Origin of the sequence: Ralstonia pickettii (genome assembly GCF_030582395.1) — a bacterium.
Classification (GTDB): Bacteria; Pseudomonadota; Gammaproteobacteria; order Burkholderiales; family Burkholderiaceae; genus Ralstonia; species Ralstonia pickettii_D.
In genome coordinates this window covers 2,534,679-2,555,677 of the sequence record NZ_CP104381.1, presented here as the reverse complement: position 1 = coordinate 2,555,677, position 20,999 = coordinate 2,534,679, and the positions used below count along the sequence as shown (strand labels likewise).

Here is a 20,999-nt window from a genome sequence, read left to right as displayed (position 1 = left end):
GGGTGGCTTTCAGTCCTGGTAGAGCCGGCTGCCCAGATAAAGCTGTCGGACCTGCCGCAAACCGACCAGCAGCACAGCGCTCATCGGTAGGGCGAGGAGGATACCGAAAAAACCGAACAATTGGCCAAAAGCCAGCAAGGCAAGGATGACCGCCAGCGGATGCAGGCCGATGCGTTCGCCCACCAGGCGGGGCGTCAGGTAGAAGCCTTCCAGAAATTGGCCGATGCCGTACACCACGGCCACCGCCAGCAAGCCGTAGAGGTTGCCGAACTGCAACAGTGCGGCAAGGATGGCCAGTGTAAGCCCCACGCCAAAGCCGATGTACGGAATGAACACGGCAAGGCCCGTAAAGATGCCCACCGGCAGCGCCACGTCAAAGCCGGCGAGGGTCAGCCCCGCCGAGTAGTACACCGCCAGCACCAGCATCACGATGATCTGCCCGCGCAGGTATTGGGAAAGCAGGCCATCGGTTTCGGCGGCCAATTCGCGCGCTTTTGGCAGCCAGCGGCGCGGCACGGCCGTTTCGACGCGGCGCATAAGCATGTTCCAGTCCATCAGCAGGTAGAACATCACGATCGGCACGAGGAAGAAGAGGCCCAGCACCTGGACGGCCGCCGAGCCCGACACGCGCAGATAAGTCAGCACCCTGGCCACCACGTCGTCCGGGCTGGCGGCGAGCTGTTCCGTGAGCAGCGCGCGCAGGCCCGGAAAGTCAAAGCTGACATGCAGGCCCAACTCGTCCAGCTTGGGCGATAGAAACGCGTTGAGCTTGGCAAGCATTCCGGGCAGTTGCTCGCGGATGGCCGGAATTTCCCGCTGCAGGACCGCCAGGATCAACAGCATCAGCGCCACGCCCACCACCGTCAGCACCAGGATCATCAGAAACACGCCCAGCACGCGCGGTACGCGATGGCGCTGCAGCCATTCCACGCCCGGGTGCAGGATGTACGACAGGATGAACGCGAAGACAAAGGGCGTCAGCGTCGGCGCCAGCGCCTTGAGCAGGGCCAGGAAGACAAGCGCCACGGCGATCCAGGCGAGCGTGCGCTTGGTTTCCTGCGACAGCACGGGGGCGTTCATGGGGCGACGGGTCCGAAGGCGGGGTGGAGGAGTCGGAAAAGCGGCCATCGGGACGGCCGCATCCGGTAAAATCGCGATTTTACTGGACCGGCGGGTCCGATTTTTGTGACTTCCCGCCGCCGTCTCGCTTTCCTTCCCGGTTTTTTCAATTCAGACGACTGTATGAGCGCTTCCGAAACCCCATCCGCATCGACCGGCCTGTCTTACCGCGACGCGGGCGTCGACATCGAGGCGGGTGACGCCCTTGTCGACCGCATCAAGCCGTTTGCCAAGCGCACCATGCGCGAAGGCGTGCTGGGCGGCATCGGCGGCTTCGGCGCGCTGTTCGAGCTGTCCAAGAAGTATCAGGAACCGGTGCTGGTGTCCGGAACCGACGGCGTGGGCACCAAGCTCAAGCTGGCCTTTGCGCTGAACCGCCACGACACGGTTGGCCAGGATCTGGTCGCCATGAGCGTGAACGACATCCTGGTGCAGGGCGCCGAGCCGCTCTTCTTCCTGGATTACTTCGCCTGCGGCAAGCTCGACGTCGACACCGCTGCCACCGTGGTCAAGGGCATCGCCCAAGGCTGTGAGCTGGCAGGCTGCGCGCTGATCGGCGGCGAAACCGCTGAAATGCCGAGCATGTACCCGGATGGCGAATACGACTTGGCCGGCTTTGCTGTCGGCGCGGTCGAAAAGCGCAAGATCATCGACGGCACCACCATTGCCGAGGGCGACGTGGTGCTGGGCCTGGCCTCGTCGGGTGCGCATTCGAACGGCTACTCGCTGGTGCGCAAGATCATCGAGGTGTCGCGCCCGGACCTGAATGCAGATTTCCACGGCCAGCGCCTGCAGGACGCCATCATGGCGCCGACGCGCATCTACGTGAAGCCGCTGCTGTCGCTGATCGAGAAGCTGACCGTCAAGGGCATGGCGCACATCACCGGCGGCGGTTTGACCGAAAACGTGCCGCGCGTGCTGCAAGACAACCTGACCGCTGTGCTGCACAAGGACGCGTGGACGCTGCCGCCGCTGTTCCAGTGGCTGCAGAAGGCCGGCAACGTGGCCGATGACGAAATGCACCGCGTGTTCAACTGCGGCATCGGCATGGTGGTGATCGTGTCGGCAGCCGATGCACCGGCCGCCATCGCGCACCTGAAGGACGCCGGTGAGACGGTCTACCAGATCGGCGAGATCCGCGCACGGCAAGCCGGCGAAGCGCAGACGATCGTGGTCTGACGCAAGGTTCGCACCCACAAAAAACCGCCGATGCAACCGGCGGTTTTTTTGTGCGCGTCGTCTTGCAGGCTCCTATTTGAGCGGGACGTATTCGCCGCTGGCGGGGTCGTCCTTTTGCAGCGCGCCGGTGTTCTTGTCGATGAGCAGCGTGACGACGCGCGGGGCGGTGTTGGGGTCGCCGCCGCACGCCGGCGTGTGGTTTTCCAGCACTTCGACGCTGTTGTGGGAGTCATCGGCTCGGTCCACCAGGAACGACAGGCATTCCTGCGACAGGGTGGTCAGCTTGTATTTCTCGATGGCGGCGCGGGCCAGGTCGACGGCCTTGGCCTGTTCGGCTTCGCTGACGGCGGGCGCGCTGGCGGCCGGTGCATCAGCGGCGTTGGATACGCCAGGCGCGGGGGCCGCAGGTGCAGAACCGGGGGCGGACGCGGCAGGCTTGTGTGCGTCGTCGGAGCGGCCGCAGCCCACCAGCGCGAGCGAGGTGAGCGCGGCAAGCAGCAGGAATCTGGTCATGGTGTGCGGAGCGTGTCGGCGATGTTCAGCCCACGACTTTACCCGCAACCGGCCGATTTTTTCCATGCTGCATACGCCTGTGGCATGCACACGGCGCAGGGCCGATAGCCGGCGTCGCGCGCATCGGCTTCGTTCAGAAAGAACACGCGGTGGCGCACATAACCGCCGCGCGCGATGGCCCGGCGTGCGGCGGCGCAATCCAAGCGGCCATAGATGCGAGCACGCCGATGCCCGCCTAGCGTGCCGGGCACGGCGCTCTCATAAGGCTGGCCGCAGGCGCCGATGAGCGTCCACGTCCTCACGCGATTTCATGCGGCGGAGTGCGACTCGCGCTCCAGCAGCGCCAGCTTGCGCTCCACGCCCCAGCGATAACCGGAGGTGTTGCCGTCCCGACGGATCACGCGGTGGCACGGAATGGCCACTGCGATGTGATTGGCCGCGCAGGCCTGCGCAACGGCGCGGACGGCCTGGGGCGCACCGATGCGCGCGGCAATCTCGGTGTAGCTGGTGGTGCTGCCGGGCGGCACTTCGCGCAGCGCCTGCCACACGCGCTCCTGGAACGCGGTGCCGCGCACGTCCAGCGGTAGGTCCAGGCCGATGGACGGCGCTTCGACAAAACCCACCACCTTCGCGACCAGATCCTCAAAGCCCGCGTCGCCGCCGATGAGTTCGGCCTTGGGGAAGGTGTCCTGCAGATCGCGCACGAGCGCGTCAGGGTCGTTGCCCATCAGGATCGCGCAGATGCCGCGATCGCTCTGCGCGACCAAGATGGAACCGAGCGAGCACTCGCCCACGGCAAAGCGGATCGTCGTCTGTACGCCACCGGCACGGTAGCGGCTGGCCGTCATGCCCAGCACGTTGTCCGACGCCTCGTAGAAGCGGCTGCTGGCGTTGAATCCGGCGTCGTAGATGGCCTCGGTGACGGTGCTGCCGCGTCCCAGTTGCGCGCGCAGCTTGCGGGCGCGATGCGCATCGGCGTAACCCTTGGGCGTCAGACCCGTGACGCTCTTGAACAGGCGATGGAAGTGATAGGGGCTCAGTCCGGCGTCTTGCGCGAGCGCGTCGAGCGTGGGCGGCGTGTCGGCTGCCTCGATGCGTCGGCAGGCCTGTGCGACGAGCGCGGTTTGCTGCGCGCGCACGGTGGTCTGATCCGGGCCGGCGCGGCGGCTCGGGCGGTAACCGGCTGCCTCCGCGTCGGCGGGCGTGTCGAAGAATTCGACGTTCTCGGGGCGCGGAATGCGCGACGGGCTGCTCGGCTGGCAATACACGCCGGTGGTCTTTACCGCATAGACGAATTGCCCGTCGGCGGAGGCATCGCGTGCCAGCACGCGAGCCCAGCGCGGGTCGTGTTCGACGAGGGTGGAGTCCGGCACGGTGCGGGCGGAGGTTTGCATGGCGTCATCCAGTGGACTGGGATGACTGTACTGTAGGTGTGGCCCCTTGGCGGGACACTCCGGGTCTTGCGGTCAAATTCGAAGCAGCGCACGCGTCACTTGACGCGGGGTGCTTTTTGCTGGTCGGCGCGCGCGGCAGCCAGGTTGGTGGCGATCTGCCTCGCGCCGGCAGATTCGGGCGGCAGCGACTGGTAGAGGCGCTCCCACTGCGCGATTGCATCGCTCACGTCACCACGTTCGACGGCGGCGGAAGCGGCTAGGGCCAGCGCTTTGGGCTCGTCCGGGTCGGCCTTCAGGGCTAGGCGCACCTGCTCGATGGGTGCACCAGCCAGGGTGCCGCCCTGGGCGGTTGCGAGTGCGTCGGCGTAATCGGCACGCAGGCTGGCGACCTCGGGGGCAAGGGCCACCGCCTTCGCATAGGCGGCGACGGCGTCGGCGGGGCGCCCCATCGTGCTGTAGGACCTGGCAAGCAGCGCCCAGCCGGGTGCGTCGTCAGGCGTGTCGCGCAGCCGTTGGGCCAGGCTGTTCACCATCGATTCGATTTGCGCGTCTCCACCGGTGTGGTCGCTGCGGGCGGCGGTCGTCATGTCGCCCGGCATCCACAGCGACGCGGGCTTGCCCAGATGCTGGTAGAGCAGCACAGCAGACGTGGGCAACGCAGCCAGCAGCACTGCGGCGAGCAGAACGGGGCGGCGGTCGGGCCGCGCCTGCGGGGTGCTGGCGGTGCCGGCTGTGTCGTCCAGCAGCCGCCGGCCAAGCTCTGCGCGTGCGTGCGCGTGGCCTGCGGCATCCATAGCGCCGGCGCGCAGATCGGCATCCAGCTCGCGCAGTTGATCGTGGTACCAGTGGACCATCTGGCTGCGCGCCGTGGGGCGTTGGACGCGCGTATCGAGCTGATTGGTGCGCGCGCGCCGCAACAGCGGCGTCAGCAACACCGCCATGGTGACGGCCGTGAGGGCAGCCGCCAGCAGCCAGAACAGGGTCATCACAGTCATGGGCGGGGGTCATCCGATGACGACGGCGCAAGCAGTGCAGCGAGGCGCGCCTCTGAGTCGGGGTCCATCTCGGCAGGGGCCGGCTTCCGCCGTTTGCGGGACGACACGATGCCGAACACCACCGCCATCAGTAACAGCGCCGGGCCGAACCACAGCAGATACGTCAACGGTTTGACGGGCGGCCGATATAGGACGAAATCGCCATAGCGCTGCACGAGATAGTCCTTCACGTCGTCCTCGGTGGCGCCGGCACGCAGTTGTTCGCGAATCTGGCGGCGCAGGTCGATGGCGAGGTCGGCGTTGGAATCGGCGAGGGTCTGGTTCTGGCAGACGAGGCAGCGCAGCTGCTCCGACAGCGCATGGACGCGGGTGTCGAGATCGGTGTCCGACGCTGCGGCACAGGCGGGCGTCTGCAACATGAACGCCGCGACGCCTGCCAGAACGAGGGCAGCCAGGCGCTTACGCATGACCATCCTCCTGTTCCAGTTGCTGCAGAAGCGGCACGATCCTGCGTTCCATGGACTCGGCCGTCACGGGGCCCACCTGCCGATAGCGGACCACGCCAGCGCGATCGATGACGAAGGTCTCGGGCACGCCGTAGACGCCGTAGTCGATGCCGACCTTGCCGTCAGCGTCGATGAGCGAGGCGACATACGGGTCGCCCATTTGCTTGAGCCACGCGCGTGCGGCGTCGGCCTCGTCCTTGTAGTTCAGCCCGTAGATCGGCACGGTTGACTGCTTCGCGAACGCGTTCAGCACGGCGTGCTCTGCACGACAGGCGGTGCACCACGATGCCCAGACATTGAGCATCCAGACCTTGCCGCGCAGGTCTTGCGGCGTGATCGGGCCGGCAGTCGATTCCAGCGCTGTCAGCCTGAACGCCGGTGCGGGCTTGCCGACCAGCGGGGAGGGCAGTTCGCGCGGATCGCGCGACAGCCCCGCCGCCAGCGCAATCACCAGAACGAGGAACGCTGTCAGCGGCAGCACGTAGCGCAGCTTCACCGTGGCTCCTCGGTCGCTGGCATCGCTAATGACGGGCCGCCGCGTGCAGTGTCGGGCGCGGCGCGCGATGACGTGGAGCGGCGGCGCAGCCGGTAGCGGCGGTCGCACACGGCCAGCAGCCCGCCCAGCACCATCAGCACACAGCCTGCCCAGATCCAGCCGACAAAGGGCTTGATGTAGATGCGCATGGCCCAGTTGTCTTGTCCGAGTGATTCACCAAGCGCGACATAGAGATCGCGCGTGATGCCGCTGTCGATGGCGACTTCGGTCGTGGGATTTTCCTGGCTGTGGTACAGGCGCCGCTCGGGTAGCAGCGTGGCCACGGGTTTGCCGTTGCGGCTGACTTCGACGTGGCCGCGCAAGACGTCGTAATTGGGGCCCTGGGCCGGCGCAACCCTGGTGAGGTGGAACATGTAGCCGCCCACCTCCACCTTGCCGCCCACGCGCACCGGCAACTCGCGTAGCGTCTCCTGGCTGAGCACCAGCGTGACGCCCGCAATGAACACGCCGACCCCCGCGTGCGCCACCAGCATGCCAAAGTAGCTCGGCGGCAATTGCCGCAGCGTCGTCAATCGATTGCCGGGCTGGCGAAGCTTTTCGGCCAGACTGGCCAGCGCACTCAGAAGACACCATGCGGCGAGCGTCAGCCCCAGGCCCGCCAGCGCGGACGTCCGATACATCACCGCCAGTCCGAGCCCGACGGCAATACTCGCCACTGCTGCCCATCGCAGCCGCACCGCCATCGACGGCAGCGCACCGTGACGCCAGCGCGCCAGCGGCGCCGCACCCATCAACAGCACCGCAGGAGACATCAGCGGCACAAAGACTTGCTCGAAATATGCCGGACCGACCGAGATCTTGCCCAGCCGCAACACATCCAGCACCAGCGGATACAACGTGCCGAGCAACACCGTGGCGGCCGCCACCGCCAGCAGCACGTTGTTGGCCAGCAGGAACGATTCACGCGAGAACAGCGGGAACGTCGCGCCTTCCGAGGCGCTGCTGGACAACCGCTTCGCGCGCCATGCAAACAGACCGAGGGCGCCGCCCGTTACGATGCCCAGCAACGCGAGGATGAAGAGACCGCGCTTCGGGTCGACCGCAAAAGCATGCACCGACGTCAGCACGCCCGAGCGGACGAGGAACGTGCCGAGCAGACTGAGCGAGAACGTGAAGATGGCCAGCAGCGCCGTCCATGCGCGGAACACGCCGCGCTTTTCCGTCACCGCCAACGAGTGGATCAGTGCCGTGCCCGCCAGCCACGGCATGAACGACGCATTTTCGACCGGGTCCCAGAACCACCAGCCGCCCCAGCCGAGTTCGTAGTACGCCCAGGCGCTGCCGAGCATGATGCCGGTCGTCAGGCATGCCCAGGCGGCGATCGTCCACGGCCGCGACCAGCGCGCCCAGGTGGCATCGAGCCGGCCCGACAGCAGCGCGGCCATCGCAAACGAGAACGCCACGGCAAAGCCCACGTAACCCATGTACAGCATGGGCGGATGCGACACCATGCCCGGGTCTTGCAGCAGCGGGTTGAGGTCGCGCCCTTCCAGGGCAGGCGGCAACAGGCGCAGGAATGGGTTGGATGCGAACAGCAAGAAAAGCAGCAGCCCCGTGCTGATGGCGCCCATCACGCCCAGCACGCGCGCCGCCACGGGCAACGGAAGTTGGCGGCTGAACAACGACACGGCCAGTGACCACAACGCCAGCATCGCCGTCCACAGCAACATCGATCCCTCGTGTCCGCCCCACACGGCGGCCACGCGATAGGGCAGCGGCAGCGCGCTGTTCGAGTTGGCGGCGACATAGAGCACGCTGAAGTCGTTGCTGACGAAGGCCCATGTCAGCGCGCCATACGCCACGAGAACCAATCCACATTGCATGCGCGCAGCAGGGCGCGCCACGGCCATCCAACGCTCGCCGTCGCGCGCCGCACCAACCAGCGGCAGCACGGACTGCATGGCCGCAGTCAGCAGCGCGAGGATCAACGCAAAGTGGCCCAGCTCGGCGATCATCGTGACGCGCTCCGGACAGATTCCTTCGCCATCTGTTCGTTGACTTGCGCAGCGCGGCGTAGGGCATCAGCAGCTTCGGGCGGCATGTAGTTTTCGTCGTGCTTGGCCAGCACCTCGTTGGCGACGAAGACGCCGTCCTCACCCAGCCGGCCGCGTGCCACCACACCCTTGCCCTCGCGGAACAGGTCCGGCAGCAAGCCGCGATAGACGACCGGCACCCCGCGCGCTGTGTCAGTGACGATAAAGCGGATGGTCATGCCGTCACGTTCACGTTGGATGGAGCCGCGTTCGACTAGCCCACCCAGTCGAAAGACTTGTGCCACAGGCGCTTCCTTGGCGGCGATCTGGCTCGGGCTGAAAAAAAACACCAGATTGGAGCGGAACGCATTCAGCGTGAGTGCGGTAGCCGCACCTGCGCATACCAGTGCGGCGAGCAGGATGCCGAGACGGCGTTGTCTGCGTGTCATTGGTCGCGGCCGTCAGGATGAGGGTCAGTGCGATTGGCGGTGCGCCAGCGGTGGGCCAGCAGCAGCACCTCGGCTGCGATAAAGATGGCGGCCACGGCAAACGCGCCCGCAATATAGTCGACGTGGTTGACGGAGAACTGGCTCATGCCGACATGCTCAGGTTGTGGTCATCGTCGGCGCGCTCGCGCACGATGCAGCGCACGCGAATCAGCGCCACGCAGATGCTGTACATCCAGCACGCGAGCGTCATCAGCAGCATGCCGAGCAGCATCGTCATCGCCATCGACGGAGCCGCCGTCAGGCCGACGGATGCGCCTTGATGCAACGTGTTCCACCACTGCACCGAGAAATAGATCACGGGGATGTTGACCACGCCGACCACGGCTAGCAAGGCGCAGGCGCGCTCGGCACGGCGGGGGTCTTCAATGGCGCTCTCCAGCGCGATGAAGCCCAGGTACAGAAACAGCAGCAGCAACTCCGACGTCAGCCGCGCATCCCACACCCACCATGTGCCCCACGTTGGCTTGCCCCACAGCGCGCCTGTCCACAGCGCAATGGCGGTGAACAGTGCGCCGGTGGGCGCCAGCGCCGAGGCCATCATCGACGAAAGCCGCGTGCGCAGCACCAGCGCCAGCGCGCAATAGCCCGCCATCACCAGGTAGATGAACATCGACATCCACGCGGCCGGCACGTGCAGGAAGATGATCCGGTAGACCTCACCCTGCTGCGCATCGGTGGGCGCCACCACGAAGCCGACGTAGAGGCCGGCGATGAGGAACACGAGGGCTACTGCGCCAAACCACGGCACCAGCTTGCGCGCGAGCGGATCAAACCGCACGGGCGACGCATACGCGAGCCAGTTCCAGCGTCGCGACGCACGTTGGCGCACGGCGATGGGCGTGGTGTGGAGTCCGGATCGATTCGTCATCGGGTCATTCCGCGGCAATGCGCAGCCCGGCAGCCGTGGCCAGCGGGCAGACAAACAACGACAACGCCAAGCAAGCGCCCAGCAGCGAGAAATGCGGCATGACATCAAGCCCCGCATCGGCCGCCGAACCTGCGCCCGCGCCAAACACCAGCACGGGCACACACAGCGGCAGGACGAGGATGCACAGTAGCGCTGCTCCGTTGCGCACGCCCAGTGTGAGCGCTGCACCAACGGCGCCGATCAACGCAATGGCAGGCGTGCCGATTAGCAGCGTGGCTGTCAGCAGTAGCGTTGCATGCAGCGGCAGACTGTACTGCTGCGCCAGGATGGGCGTCAGCAGCAACAACGGCAGGCCACTCGCGAGCCAGTGCGCTGCGATCTTCGTCAGTACGATCAGCGCAAGCGGGTGCGGCGACAACAGCAGTTGATCCAGGCTGCCATCGGCGTGTTCCTGCGCAAACAGCCGAGAGAGCGAGAGCATCGACGCCAGCAGCGCCGCGACCCACAGGATGCCCGGCGCGAGCATGCGCAACTCCTGCGGGTCGGGGCCGATGGCCAGCGGGAATAGGCTCGCCGCAATGACGTAGAACACCACGCCGCCGACAAGGTTGCCGCGCCGCCGCCATGAGAGCGTAAGGTCGTGCAGCAGGATGGCCATCAGCATCGGCTTCATGCGATGCCTCCCAGCCTGAGCACGCGATTCGCCCCTTGCGGGCGCGACAGCAGGTGGTGCGTGGCCATGATCGCCATGCCGCCTGCACGCAAGTGCGCATCGAGCTGCGCGGTGAAGAGGCTGACTGCATGATCGTCGAGCGAGGCGATCGGTTCATCGAGCAGCCACAGTTCGCGCCGCGCGAGCAGCAAGCGCGCCAGTGCCACCCGCCGGCGTTGGCCTTGCGAAAGCTTGCGCACGGGCGTGGCGGCAAGCTTGCCGAGTTCGAGTGCTTCCAGTGCGAGCCCGATGCCAAACGGCTCGGATGCCGAATCGCGCAACCCGGCTAACTGCATGGCCAGACGCAGGCTCTCCGTCACAGTCAGATCTGGGTCGATACCGTTGGTGTGGCCAACATAGCAAAGCGTATTGAGGAAGGCAGCGTCGCCGCTGCGCACCGGCGCGCCATGCCACGTCAGCGAGCCGCTCGCCGGTGCGAGAAGGCCACAGAGCACGCGCAGCAGGGTGGTCTTGCCGCTGCCGTTCGCGCCCGTTACCTGCACCAGCTCGCCCGCCGACACCGAGAGGTCCAGCTCGCGGAAGATCCGGCGGCCGGCGCGCGAAAACGTCAATTGGCTGGCAACAAGCACGGCAGTGGTGGCTGAGTCAAACGGGGTCTGGCATCGGCAGCACGTTCACGTGCTTTACTCGGTCTTCATCTTCGACATGTCGGGCAGATGGTGCGCAATACCCTTGTGGCAGTCGATACAGGTTTTCTCTTTGCTGCCCAGATACTGGGCATGCATGGCCGACGCGCGTGGGCTCTGCCGAGTGAAGTCCATCGATTCGTAGTTGTGGCAGTTGCGGCATTCCAATGAATCGTTGGCCTTCAGCCGATCCCATTCATGCTGGGCCAGCTCGAGTCGGTGGGCCTCGAATTTCTCGCGCGTGTCGATGGTGCCGAAGATCTTGCCCCACACTTCCTTGGAGGCCTGCATCTTTCGTGCAATCTTGTTCGTCCAGGCGTGCGGAACGTGGCAGTTCGAGCAGATGGCGCGCACACCGCTGCGGTTGGTGTAGTGGATGGTGCTCTGCAGCTCTTGATACACGTTGTCGTGCATTTCGTGGCAACCCGTGCAGAACGCTTCGGTATTTGTCACTTCCATCGCGGTGTTGAACGCGCCCCAGAACACCACGCCGGCAACAAAGCCGCCCAACGTCAGAAAGCCCAGGCTGAAATACGCGCTGGGCCGGTTGATGGTGCGCCAGTAGCGCTTGATCAGGTCGAACATGACTGCACCGCCTCAGTTCTTGCCAACGCTCTTGCCATCAGGCTTGCGTTTGAGCAGTTGATCGACATCGACAAACGTATTGGTGACAAGCGGCTTGGCGTCGGCCTGCGGCACGTGACATTGCGTGCAGAAGAAGCGGCGCGGCGAAACGTCGGCCAGTTGATGGCCACCGCGGTCAACGTAGTGCGTGGGGCTGATCGCGATCGCGCGCATCTCTTCGGCCTTCGTACGCGCGTGGCAGGACAGACAACCGTTGTGGTCCTTATTGATCTGATACATGTAGGTGCCGTCGATCTTGTGCGGAATCGTCGGCGGCTGCCCGGTGTAGTTGCGCTCGCGGCGCACGTCCTTGTTCTCGGTGGGATACAGGATCGGCGGTGTCGATTCGGCGGCAATCGGCGTGGGGCCGCGCATGGCGTCGACCACGCCTTGGGCTTGCGCGGGCAATTGGGCAAGGGTCGCCAGGAGCAGCGCACAGATGGCGGCTGGCAGTCCCAAGAGTCGGCTGAGCTTCATGACGTTTTCCTATTGCGCGTGTGTCGTCTGCCCGTGCTCGTCAGACCTTCACGATCTTGACGGCGCATTTCTTGAAATCCGTCTGGAGCGAGATCGGGCAGGTTGCATCCAGTGTGACCTTATTGATGAGCTGGCTCGCATCGAACCACGGCACGAACACCAGGCCCTTCGGTGGCTGGTTGCGGCCGCGTGTTTCAATGCGGGTGCGCATCTTGCCGCGCCGCGAGATCACTTCGACCTCGACACCACGTCGCAGTCCCAGCGCTTTCGCATCTTCCGGGTGCATGAAGCAGACCGCGTTCGGGAAGGCGCGATACAGCTCGGGTACCCGGCGCGTCATCGAGCCCGAGTGCCAGTGCTCCAGCACGCGGCCGGTCGACAACCAGAACGGGTATTCCTTGTCTGGCACTTCCGGTGGGGCCTCGTAGGGCAGGGCGAAGATCACCGCCTTGCCGTCCGGGTTGCCGTAAAACTGGTAGCCGGTGCCGGCCTTGACGTACGGATCGCTGCCTTCCTTGTAGCGCCAGCGCGTTTCCTTGCCGTTGACCACCGGCCAGCGCAATCCGCGCGCCTGGTGATAATCGTCGAACGGCGCCAGGTCGTGGCCGTGGCCGCGCCCGAAGCTTGCGTACTCCTCGAACAGGCCCTTCTGCAGGTAGAAGCCGAACGCCTTGGCTTCGGCATTGTTGTATTCCGGGTCGACGTCCTTGAGCGGGAACCTGTCGACATTGCCGTTGCGGTACAGCACGTCGTAGAGCGTCTTGCCGCGCAGCTCCGGCTTTTTGGCGATAAGGTCTTCGGGCCAGACTTCTTCCACCTTGAAACGCTTGGAGAACTCCACCAGCTGCCACAGGTCGGATCGCGCCTCACCCGGCGCATCCACGAGTTGATGCCAGAACTGCGTCCGGCGCTCGGCGTTGCCGTAGGCGCCTTCCTTCTCAACCCACATCGCGCTCGGGAGGACCAAGTCGGCGGCCAGTGCGGTGACGGTCGGGTACACGTCCGAAACAACAATGAAATTCGCCGGATTGCGGTAGCCCGGGTAGCCTTCCTCGTTGATGTTGGCGCCGGCCTGCATGTTGTTGTTCACCTGCACCCAGTACGCGTTGAGCTTGCCGTCCTTCAGCATGCGGTTTTGCAGTACCGCGTGATAGCCGGGCTTTTCAGGGATCGTGCCGGGCGGCAGCTTCCAGATGTGCTCGGCTTCTTCACGGTGCTTCGGGTTGGTCACCACCATGTCGGCCGGCAAGCGGTGCGAGAACGTGCCCACCTCGCGCGCGGTGCCGCATGCCGAAGGCTGGCCCGTCAGGGAGAAAGGGCTGTTGCCCGGTGTGGCGATCTTCCCTGTCAGCAGGTGCAGGTTGTAGATCATGTTGTTCGCCCAGGTGCCGCGGGTGTGCTGGTTGAAACCCATGGTCCAGAACGACACGACCTTGATCTTCGGATCGGCGTACAGCTCGGCAAGCTTCTGGAGCTGCTGCTTGAACTCCTTCTCCTTGCTCTTGTCCGGGTTCGCCAGCTTGGTGGTGTAGTCCAGGTCGTACGTCGAGACGAACTTCGCAAACTCGTCGAATGAGATCGGCTTGGAGTCACCCACCTTGTCGGCGTTCTTGGCGGCCTTCTGCACGGGGTTGTCGGGCCGCAGGCCGTAGCCGATGTCGGTCACGCCCTGCTTGAAGACGGTGTGCTTGTTGACGAAGTCCGTGTTGACCTTCTTGTTGGTGATGATGTAGTTCGCGATGTAGTTGAGCATCGCGAGATCGGCCTGCGGTGTGAAGACGATCGGGATATCGGCCAGATCGAACGAGCGGTGCGTAAACGTCGACAGCACCGCGACCTTCGTCTTGGGCGCGGAGAGGCGCCGGTCCGTCACGCGCGACCAGAGGATGGGGTGCATCTCCGCCATGTTCGAGCCCCACAGCACGAACGCGTCAGCGACTTCGAAATCGTCGTAGCAGCCCATCGGCTCGTCCATGCCGAACGTTCGCATGAAGCCGGCCACGGCAGAGGCCATGCAGTGGCGCGCGTTGGGGTCGAGGTTGTTCGAGCGGAAGCCCGCCTTCATTAGCTTGACGGCGGCGTAACCCTCAAAAACGGTCCATTGACCCGAGCCGAACATTCCGACAGCCGTCGGGCCCTTTTCCTTGATGACGCGCTTGAACTGCACCGCCATCTCGTCAAACGCGCGGTCCCAGGTGACGGGCGTGAACTCGCCGTTCTTGTCGTACTTGCCGTTCTTCATGCGCAGCAGCGGCTGGGTCAGCCGGTCCTTGCCGTACATGATCTTGGAGAGGAAATAGCCCTTGACGCAGTTCAGGCCTCGGTTGACCTCGGCCTTTGGGTCGCCCTGCGTGGCAACCACGCGATTGTCTTTGACGGCCACTTCAACGCCGCAGCCCGTGCCACAGAATCGGCAAGGCGCCTTCGACCACTTGAGCTGCGTCAGCTCTTTGTCGGTGACGAGGTTGGCGGCGCCGGCAGGAAGCGTGACGCCAGCTACCGAGGCGGTGGCGGCGGCAGCGGTCTGCTTAATGAACGCGCGGCGAGAGACTTTCATCGTCCATTTCCTCATGCATGGCGTCGGCCATTTCGTTGTGCTGGTAGATCAGGGCGGTGTTGAGCACACCGTCGATCTGCTGAATGAACGCCAGGTGCGCTGCAATGGCGCGCGAACTGGGCGCCTCAAGCGTGACCACGAGCTTGCCGTTATCGCTGGCTGCATGGATTTCGCTGCCGGCGATGCTTTCGATGGATTCGCTCACCCGTGCAATATGGGTTGGCCGCGTCTGGACCAGAACGCCGGCGATGTGCCACTCGTCGTCACCGAGTGGCGCCGGCCGAACGGGGATATCTATTTTTTTTGTGTTTCGCATGACCGTGTTCTGGCGATGAACGCCTTTTTCTAATCAGTGCTGCGCGAACATACAACCCGACTCGCCCCCGGAACCCCCCGGGCGTATTTCAATGCGTTGGCGGACCGCTCAGCAATTGCGTTGCCCAGACGATAAATCCATATCCGGCCACGATAATGACGGAAAGAACCGGCACCATGACGGCCGTCAGAAACAGAAAGCTCCGCAGCTCTTCGGATTTACGTTGCGCGTCGACGTTTTGGGGCTGTTCCACGATGACTCGACCAATGAGGGCGGCGCTAATGGCGCGAACGTTTTCCAGTAAAGTGAACGTCGCAAGGGAATTCAAGGTTTTTGCATGATCCCGGCGTGACATATATCGCGCAAGCAATATGTCGTCGTGGCGTGATCTAGCGCAAGATTTGCCGGATTCACGAGCCTGAAACATTGACGGGCACGCGCCATAAGTACCAAGCCGCGACGGTTCGATACGGGCTCCACGCAAGACCAATCGTCTCCATCTGCTTGCGTGTGGGTGTGGACTCGAGGCGCTTCAGGCGTCGGTAACCATCGCGGACGCCGAAATCATCCGCGGGCAAGATGTCCGAGCGCTCCAGCGTGTAGATCAGCAGCATTTCGACCGTCCACCGGCCAACCCCGCGCAGTGTCACCAGCCGCTCGATGAGCGCTTCGTCGGGCATGGCCAGCGCCTGCTCCCGCGTGGGCACGACGCCGTCGAGCGCGGCTTGGGCGATGCCGCGAATGGTCGCCAGTTTGGTGGCAGAAAAGCCGCACGCGCGCAGCTCCGCCTCATCCGTGTCGAGCACTTGCTGCGGGGCAGGAAACGCAGCAGCCGGATAGAGCGCGATGAACCGGCCGAGGATGGCGTCACCCGCCTTCGCGTGCAGCTGCTGATAGGCGATGGCGCGGATCAATGCTTCATAGGGCTCGCGCGCTGGCTTGGCGGCGTGGCCGCAGGGCCCGACGGCGGCGACGTGGCGCGCCCAGTCTTCGTCCAGCGTCGCCAGAAAAGTTTCGGCTTGTCGGTAGGCGCTTTCGGACAGGTCTGCGGCGATGGTCATGCGATGGATTGCCGTCAGCCGGCCTTGCGGAACGTGAGGTTGATCCGCTGGCTGCCGAGCAGCGGATGCGGGTGGTCTTTGAGCGGCGCAATGCCGTGATAGCGCAGGCGATCCGGCCCGCCCCAGACGACAACATCACCGTGAAACAGGGGAATGCGTTGCGGCTTGTCGGCACGGCGATGGCCGCCAAACAGGAAGACGGCCGGCATGCCGAGTGACACTGAGACGATCGGCGCGCCGTAGTCCTGCTCGTCTTTGTCCTGATGCAGCGACATGCGGGCGCCGGGTACATAGCGGTTGATGAGGCAGGCGTCTGGCGTGAAGCCGTGGAAGCCTGCTTCGGCGGCCGCGTTGTGCGCGAGACGCAGGAACACATCGGGCAGCGGCGGCCACGGGTTTCCTGTGAGCGGGTCGAGCGTGGCATAGCGGTAGCCGCGGCGGTCTGATGTCCAGCCCAGCGTGCCGCTGTTGGTCAGCGCGACCGACATCTCGAAGCCGCCCGGCGTGACCATGTGCCGAAACGCGGCCTGCTGCGCGATGGCATCCACCGCCGCGATCAGGCCCGTCGCTTCCGACAGCGCAAAGCCGCGCAGCACAAACGCCGCTTCGCCGAGCGCAATGCGTGTGTCGTCAGCGGGTGAGTGATCGGCAAACAGATCGCCGGTGGTCATGGTCAAGCCTCTACAGCGCGTCGTGGAAGATGATGCCCACAGTATGCCGCTGACCCGAGAGCAGGCGGCTCACACCGTGGCGCATGTTCACGCGATACGTACCGCGCGTGCCTTGTACGGGCCGATGGTGCACCGCAAAGACCACGGCATCGCCTTTGCGCAGCGGCACCACTTCGGGCCGCGACTGCATCCGCGGGCGCTGCTCCGTCATGACGAATTCGCCGCCGGTGAAATCGACGCCCGGTTCCGACAGCAGGATGGCCACCTGCAGCGGGAAGACGTGCTCGCCATACAGATCCTGATGCAGGCAGTTGTAGTCACGGGGGCCGTATCGCAGGATCAGCGGCGTGGGGCGCAGCTGGCCGGCTTCGTGGCAGCGACGCAGGAAATCGGCGTGCTTGGCCGGATAGCGCACGTCGATATCCATGGCTTGGTTCCAGCGGTCGGCGATGGTCGCCAGCGGCGGATAAAGCGACGTGCGCAGTTGCGCGATGAGGTCCGGCAGCGGATACGCGAAATACTGGTATTCGCCGCACCCGAAGCCATGGCGCTCCATCACCACACGCGAGCGAAACAGGCGGTCTTGCGGGTACAGCGCGGTCAAGGCATTGCAGGCGTCCTCGTCCAGCAGGCTCGGCAATACGGCGCTGCCGACATCGTTGAGGGCGTCTTCAATGGCGGCCCAGTCGATGCCGTCAAGGGTTGGGCGGTGCCCCGCGCTGACCTGCGCGGCGGCGGTGGAATGCGGCATATGCGCTCCTTTCGGAGATTCGGTACGCCAAGCCTACGCTCACCGGCGCGCGCGTGACACTCCGGAGCTTGCGGTCAAATTCAGGCCTGTGCGGCCAGGCTGGCGGGCATGATCGTGGCGGCCAGCTTGGTCAACGCGTCGCCGGTGGCGCGGCAGATGCGCCACTCGGGCAGCACATCGGCGCCCATGGCTTCGTAGAACGCGATGGACGGCGCATTCCAATCGAGCACGCTCCATTCGAAGCGGCCGCAGTCCCGCTCCTGCGCCAGGCGCGCGAGGTGGATCAGGAGTGCCTTGCCGATGCCCAGGCCGCGGTATTCGGGCTCGACGAAGAGGTCTTCCAGATACAGGCCCGGCTTGCACAGGAAGGTCGAGAAGTTGTGGAAGAACAGCGCAAAGCCCACGGCCCGGCCGTCGACTTCTGCCAGCACCGCCTCACAGTACGGGCGCGGCCCGAACAACATCGTCGCCAGCGCTTCGGGCGTGGTCTGCACCAGGTGCGTGAGCTTTTCGTATTCGGCCAGCGCAGAGATCAGACGAACGAGCGAGGCGCAGTCATCGGGGGTGGCGGGGCGCAGCGTGAAGCGAGTCGCAGTGGTGGTGGCGGTCATTGGGATTGCGATTCCAGTGAGGTTTGGACCAGGCGCGCGACCTGATCGACGTAATCGGGCGCGAGGCAATCGACCACGTGCCGCTCGGGTGTGCTGCGCAGCCAGGTGATCTGGCGCTTGCAGAGCTGGCGCGTTGCGGCGATGCCTTGTTCACGGAGGGCAGCCATGTCGATTTCGCCTTCGAGGTAAGCCCACGCCTGGCGATAACCGACGCAGCGGATGGATGGCAGCGTGGGCGAAAGATCGCCGCGGCGGCGCAAGGCCTCCACCTCGTCGAGCAGCCCGCCGGCGAGCATCGCGTCAAAGCGCTGTGCGATGCGCGCATGCAGCACGAGGCGGTCGGACGGTTCCAGCGCGATCGTCAGATACGGCGCGGCTGCATCGTGCTGCTGGAACGCATTCGCGCCGACCTCGCGTGCGAGCAGGGCGGACATCGGCTGGCCCGTCAGCCGATACAGCTCCAACGCGCGCTGGATGCGCTGCGCGTCGGTTGCGTGCAGTCGCGCGGCCGTCACCGGATCGACCTGCGCCAGTTTGGCGTGCAATGCCGGCCAGCCATCGCGGGCGGCTTCGGCATCGATCTCCGCGCGGATGGCGGGATCGGCGCCGGGCAAATCGGAGAGCCCTTGCGTGAGCGCCTTGTAATAAAGCATCGTGCCCCCGACGATCAGTGGCAGCCGGCCGCGTGCGCGGATGGCATCGATCAGCGCATTCGCATCGTTGGCAAACTGCGCGGCGGAATACGCATCGAGCGGATCAATGATGTCGATCAGGTGATGCGGCGCGATGGCCTGTTCTTCGGCGCTGGGCTTTGCCGTGCCGATGTCCATGCCGCGATACACCAGCGCGGAATCCATGCTGATGATCTCGACCGGCCAGCGTTCGGCCAGCTTCAATGCGGCGGCGGTCTTGCCGGACGCGGTCGGGCCGAGCAGGCAAATCGCGCGCGGGGCGCTTGCAGCGGACGCAGTCATCGGAATTTACTGGCCACGCAGGAAGAGGCGATCCAGGTCAGCCACGGTCAACTGGATCCATGTCGGGCGGCCGTGATTGCACTGGTCGGCGCGTTCGGTGGCTTCCATCTGGCGCAGCAGCGCGTTCATCTCGTCCAGGTTCAACCTGCGGTTGGCACGCACGGCAGAGTGGCACGCCAACGTGGCCAGCAGCTCGTTCTGGCGTTCGGCCAGCACGCGCGAGCCGCCGTACGCGTGCAGATCGCGCAGCACGTCGCGCGCGAGCGCCTGCGCATCGGCCTTCTGCAGCAGTGTCGGCACCGATCGCACGGCCAGCGTGGTGGGCGACACGGCGGAGATGTCGAAGCCGAGCAGGGTGAGCGTGTCGCGGAATTCCTCTGCGGTGCCGATCTCCACCGGGCTTGCGGCAAACGTGACGGGAATGAGGAGCGGTTGCACCTCGACACGCTTGGTTTCCAGTGCGATCTTGAGTTGCTCGTACAGGATGCGCTCGTGCGCGGCATGCATATCGACGAGCACCATGCCGCGCGTGTTCTGCGCCAGCACGTAGATGCCGTGCAACTGGGCCACGGCAAAGCCGAGCGGGTGCGCATCGTCGTCATCGGCGGGTGGTGCAGCGACCGGCTCTGCAACAGCAGCAGGCGCTTGCGCGGTCGCGGTGCCGCCGTCGAACAACGTTGCCGCGCTCGGCACGTCGGTCATCCAGGCGGGGCGTATCGCCGGCATGGGCGTGCTATCGCCGCGCATCATCGACAGGTATTCCGCACGCGGCTGTGCAATGCCGAGCGACGTCTGCCGCGCGGCCATCTGGTTGATCCAGCGCGTGGTGTTGTCGGCGGGCGAGGGCGCCGTCGTGACCCCGGCAACTTCGGGCGCAGCGGCGATGTCGGTGCGCAGGCTGTCGCCCTGTTCGCCGGCGTGGCGGGACAGGGCGCGCTGCACCGCGTGATAGACGAACTGGTGCACCGCGCGGCTGTCGCGGAAGCGCACCTCGATCTTGGACGGGTGCACGTTGACGTCCACCGCTTCGGGCGGCAACTCCAGGCACAGCACGTAGGCCGGGAAGCGGTCGCCATGCAGCACATCTTCGTAGGCGCTGCGCACGGCATGCGTCAGCAGGCGATCGCGCACGAAACGGCCGTTGACGTAGAAGAACTGGTGGTCGGCCCTGCCGCGCGAGGCGGTCGGCAGGCCGGCAAAGCCGAACAGGCGCAGTTCCCCGGACGATTCCTCGAAAGGCAGGCGTGCGCGGGCGAATTCGGTGCCGAGCACGGCTGCGGAGCGTGAATCCGCCTGTGTGGCGTTCCAATGCTCCAGCGGCTTGCCGTTGTGATGCACGGAGATGGCTACGTCGGGCCGCGCCAGCGCGGTGCGGCGGATCACTTCCATGCAATGGCCCAGCTCGGTCTGCTCGGTCTTCAGGAATTTGCGGCGCGCCGGCGTGTTGAAGTACAGATGCTGCACATCGACGGTGGTGCCGACACCGCCAGAGGCCGGCTGGGCCCGCCCGGTTTGCGCGATGATCTGCGTGGCATGGGCGTCATTGGCGGTGCGCGACGTGAGCGTCAACTCCGCCACCGAGGCAATCGAGGCCAGCGCCTCGCCCCGAAACCCCAGCGTCGCCACCGATTCCAACTCTTCCAGCGAGCCGATCTTGCTGGTCGCATGCCGCATCAGCGCGACGGGCAGTTCGTCGGCCGGAATGCCGACGCCGTTGTCGGTGATGGCAATGCGCCGCACGCCGCCTTCCTCCAGCTTGATCTGGAGCTGCGTGGCACCGGCGTCCAGTGCGTTTTCCAGCAGTTCCTTGACCACGGACGCCGGCCGTTCGACCACCTCGCCGGCCGCGATCTGGCTGATCAACTGGTCGGGAAGCGGGCGGATGGGGCGGCGGGAAGTCGAGGCGGAAGTCATCGCGGCATTATAAATGTCACGCCCTGTGCGGCGCACCGACGCAAGCCCCGCCAAGGGCTAGGGGAAATCTAA

Annotated in this window: 25 protein-coding genes; 1 reads left to right on the top strand and 24 read right to left on the bottom strand. The window is 65.3% G+C overall.

Features of this window, described 5'->3' with window-relative positions; all coding sequences use genetic code 11:
* Positions 1–9: 9 nt before the first annotated feature.
* Positions 10–1,080, bottom strand: a complete 1,071-nt coding sequence (locus tag N5B55_RS12415; protein ID WP_065859811.1) for an AI-2E family transporter — start codon at positions 1,078–1,080, stop codon at positions 10–12.
* 162 nt (positions 1,081–1,242) lie between these two features.
* On the opposite strand from N5B55_RS12415, the gene purM reads away from it, so the two are divergent.
* The gene (gene purM / locus N5B55_RS12410) at positions 1,243–2,298 is read left to right on the top strand and encodes a phosphoribosylformylglycinamidine cyclo-ligase (RefSeq protein WP_045202671.1); all 1,056 of its coding nucleotides are present in this window, start codon (positions 1,243–1,245) and stop codon (positions 2,296–2,298) included.
* A 72-nt stretch (positions 2,299–2,370) separates the two neighbouring features.
* On the opposite strand, the gene N5B55_RS12405 is transcribed toward purM, so the two are convergent.
* The 23 genes from N5B55_RS12405 to mutL form a co-directional block, all read right to left on the bottom strand.
* Complete coding sequence (locus N5B55_RS12405; protein WP_304538330.1) at positions 2,371–2,811, bottom strand: hypothetical protein; 441 nt, start codon at positions 2,809–2,811, stop codon at positions 2,371–2,373.
* 38 nt (positions 2,812–2,849) lie between these two features.
* Entirely contained in the window at positions 2,850–3,113 is a 264-nt protein-coding gene (locus tag N5B55_RS12400) for an Ada metal-binding domain-containing protein (RefSeq protein ID WP_178960616.1), read from the bottom strand.
* A 6-nt stretch (positions 3,114–3,119) separates the two neighbouring features.
* Positions 3,120–4,205 carry a bifunctional DNA-binding transcriptional regulator/O6-methylguanine-DNA methyltransferase Ada gene (gene ada, locus N5B55_RS12395; RefSeq protein ID WP_304538329.1) on the bottom strand — a complete coding sequence of 362 codons (1,086 nt, stop codon included), beginning with the start codon at positions 4,203–4,205 and terminating at the stop codon, positions 3,120–3,122.
* 95 nt (positions 4,206–4,300) lie between these two features.
* Complete coding sequence (gene ccmI, locus N5B55_RS12390) at positions 4,301–5,200, bottom strand: c-type cytochrome biogenesis protein CcmI (RefSeq protein WP_304538328.1); 900 nt, start codon at positions 5,198–5,200, stop codon at positions 4,301–4,303.
* The gene (locus tag N5B55_RS12385) at positions 5,197–5,667 is read right to left on the bottom strand and encodes a cytochrome c-type biogenesis protein (protein WP_304538327.1); all 471 of its coding nucleotides are present in this window, start codon (positions 5,665–5,667) and stop codon (positions 5,197–5,199) included. Before N5B55_RS12385 ends, ccmI begins: the two co-directional genes overlap by 4 nt.
* On the bottom strand, positions 5,660–6,202 hold the full coding sequence (locus N5B55_RS12380; RefSeq protein WP_304538326.1) for a DsbE family thiol:disulfide interchange protein: 543 nt from the start codon (positions 6,200–6,202) through the stop codon (positions 5,660–5,662). Before N5B55_RS12380 ends, N5B55_RS12385 begins: the two co-directional genes overlap by 8 nt.
* Positions 6,199–8,217, bottom strand: coding sequence for a heme lyase CcmF/NrfE family subunit (locus N5B55_RS12375; RefSeq protein WP_304538325.1), 2,019 nt, complete (start codon positions 8,215–8,217; stop codon positions 6,199–6,201). Before N5B55_RS12375 ends, N5B55_RS12380 begins: the two co-directional genes overlap by 4 nt.
* On the bottom strand, positions 8,214–8,684 hold the full coding sequence (gene ccmE / locus N5B55_RS12370; protein ID WP_304538324.1) for a cytochrome c maturation protein CcmE: 471 nt from the start codon (positions 8,682–8,684) through the stop codon (positions 8,214–8,216). The genes N5B55_RS12375 and ccmE overlap by 4 nt, the downstream gene beginning before the upstream one ends.
* A complete protein-coding gene (locus N5B55_RS12365; protein ID WP_304538323.1) occupies positions 8,681–8,830 on the bottom strand; it encodes a hypothetical protein in 150 nt (49 codons plus the stop codon). Before N5B55_RS12365 ends, ccmE begins: the two co-directional genes overlap by 4 nt.
* Positions 8,827–9,612 (bottom strand): heme ABC transporter permease CcmC, encoded by a 786-nt coding sequence (gene ccmC / locus N5B55_RS12360; protein WP_304538322.1) that lies wholly within the window; start codon positions 9,610–9,612, stop codon positions 8,827–8,829. The genes N5B55_RS12365 and ccmC overlap by 4 nt, the downstream gene beginning before the upstream one ends.
* Positions 9,613–9,616: 4 nt before the next feature.
* The gene (gene ccmB / locus N5B55_RS12355; protein ID WP_304538321.1) at positions 9,617–10,285 is read right to left on the bottom strand and encodes a heme exporter protein CcmB; all 669 of its coding nucleotides are present in this window, start codon (positions 10,283–10,285) and stop codon (positions 9,617–9,619) included.
* Complete coding sequence (gene ccmA, locus N5B55_RS12350) at positions 10,282–10,914, bottom strand: cytochrome c biogenesis heme-transporting ATPase CcmA (protein ID WP_304538320.1); 633 nt, start codon at positions 10,912–10,914, stop codon at positions 10,282–10,284. The genes ccmB and ccmA overlap by 4 nt, the downstream gene beginning before the upstream one ends.
* A 54-nt stretch (positions 10,915–10,968) precedes the next feature.
* Positions 10,969–11,556 carry a cytochrome c3 family protein gene (locus N5B55_RS12345; RefSeq protein ID WP_116575649.1) on the bottom strand — a complete coding sequence of 196 codons (588 nt, stop codon included), beginning with the start codon at positions 11,554–11,556 and terminating at the stop codon, positions 10,969–10,971.
* Between the two features lie 12 nt (positions 11,557–11,568).
* The gene (locus N5B55_RS12340; RefSeq protein WP_304538319.1) at positions 11,569–12,072 is read right to left on the bottom strand and encodes a nitrate reductase cytochrome c-type subunit; all 504 of its coding nucleotides are present in this window, start codon (positions 12,070–12,072) and stop codon (positions 11,569–11,571) included.
* 40 nt (positions 12,073–12,112) lie between these two features.
* Complete coding sequence (gene napA / locus N5B55_RS12335) at positions 12,113–14,629, bottom strand: periplasmic nitrate reductase subunit alpha (RefSeq protein WP_304538318.1); 2,517 nt, start codon at positions 14,627–14,629, stop codon at positions 12,113–12,115.
* A complete protein-coding gene (locus N5B55_RS12330) occupies positions 14,601–14,945 on the bottom strand; it encodes a chaperone NapD (protein ID WP_304538317.1) in 345 nt (114 codons plus the stop codon). The genes napA and N5B55_RS12330 overlap by 29 nt, the downstream gene beginning before the upstream one ends.
* Positions 14,946–15,033: 88 nt before the next feature.
* Positions 15,034–15,198, bottom strand: a complete 165-nt coding sequence (gene napE, locus N5B55_RS12325; protein ID WP_009277398.1) for a periplasmic nitrate reductase, NapE protein — start codon at positions 15,196–15,198, stop codon at positions 15,034–15,036.
* 157 nt (positions 15,199–15,355) lie between these two features.
* Positions 15,356–16,006: a DNA-3-methyladenine glycosylase family protein gene (locus tag N5B55_RS12320; protein WP_304538316.1), complete on the bottom strand. Its 651-nt coding sequence runs from the start codon at positions 16,004–16,006 to the stop codon at positions 15,356–15,358.
* Between the two features lie 14 nt (positions 16,007–16,020).
* Positions 16,021–16,677 (bottom strand): DNA oxidative demethylase AlkB, encoded by a 657-nt coding sequence (gene alkB, locus N5B55_RS12315; RefSeq protein WP_304538315.1) that lies wholly within the window; start codon positions 16,675–16,677, stop codon positions 16,021–16,023.
* Between the two features lie 10 nt (positions 16,678–16,687).
* Positions 16,688–17,428: a 2OG-Fe(II) oxygenase gene (locus N5B55_RS12310; RefSeq protein ID WP_304538314.1), complete on the bottom strand. Its 741-nt coding sequence runs from the start codon at positions 17,426–17,428 to the stop codon at positions 16,688–16,690.
* Between the two features lie 80 nt (positions 17,429–17,508).
* Positions 17,509–18,039: a GNAT family N-acetyltransferase gene (locus N5B55_RS12305; RefSeq protein WP_304538313.1), complete on the bottom strand. Its 531-nt coding sequence runs from the start codon at positions 18,037–18,039 to the stop codon at positions 17,509–17,511.
* Complete coding sequence (miaA, locus tag N5B55_RS12300) at positions 18,036–19,013, bottom strand: tRNA (adenosine(37)-N6)-dimethylallyltransferase MiaA (RefSeq protein ID WP_304538312.1); 978 nt, start codon at positions 19,011–19,013, stop codon at positions 18,036–18,038. Before miaA ends, N5B55_RS12305 begins: the two co-directional genes overlap by 4 nt.
* A 6-nt stretch (positions 19,014–19,019) precedes the next feature.
* Entirely contained in the window at positions 19,020–20,927 is a 1,908-nt protein-coding gene (gene mutL, locus N5B55_RS12295) for a DNA mismatch repair endonuclease MutL (protein ID WP_304538311.1), read from the bottom strand.
* Positions 20,928–20,999 lie beyond the last annotated feature (72 nt).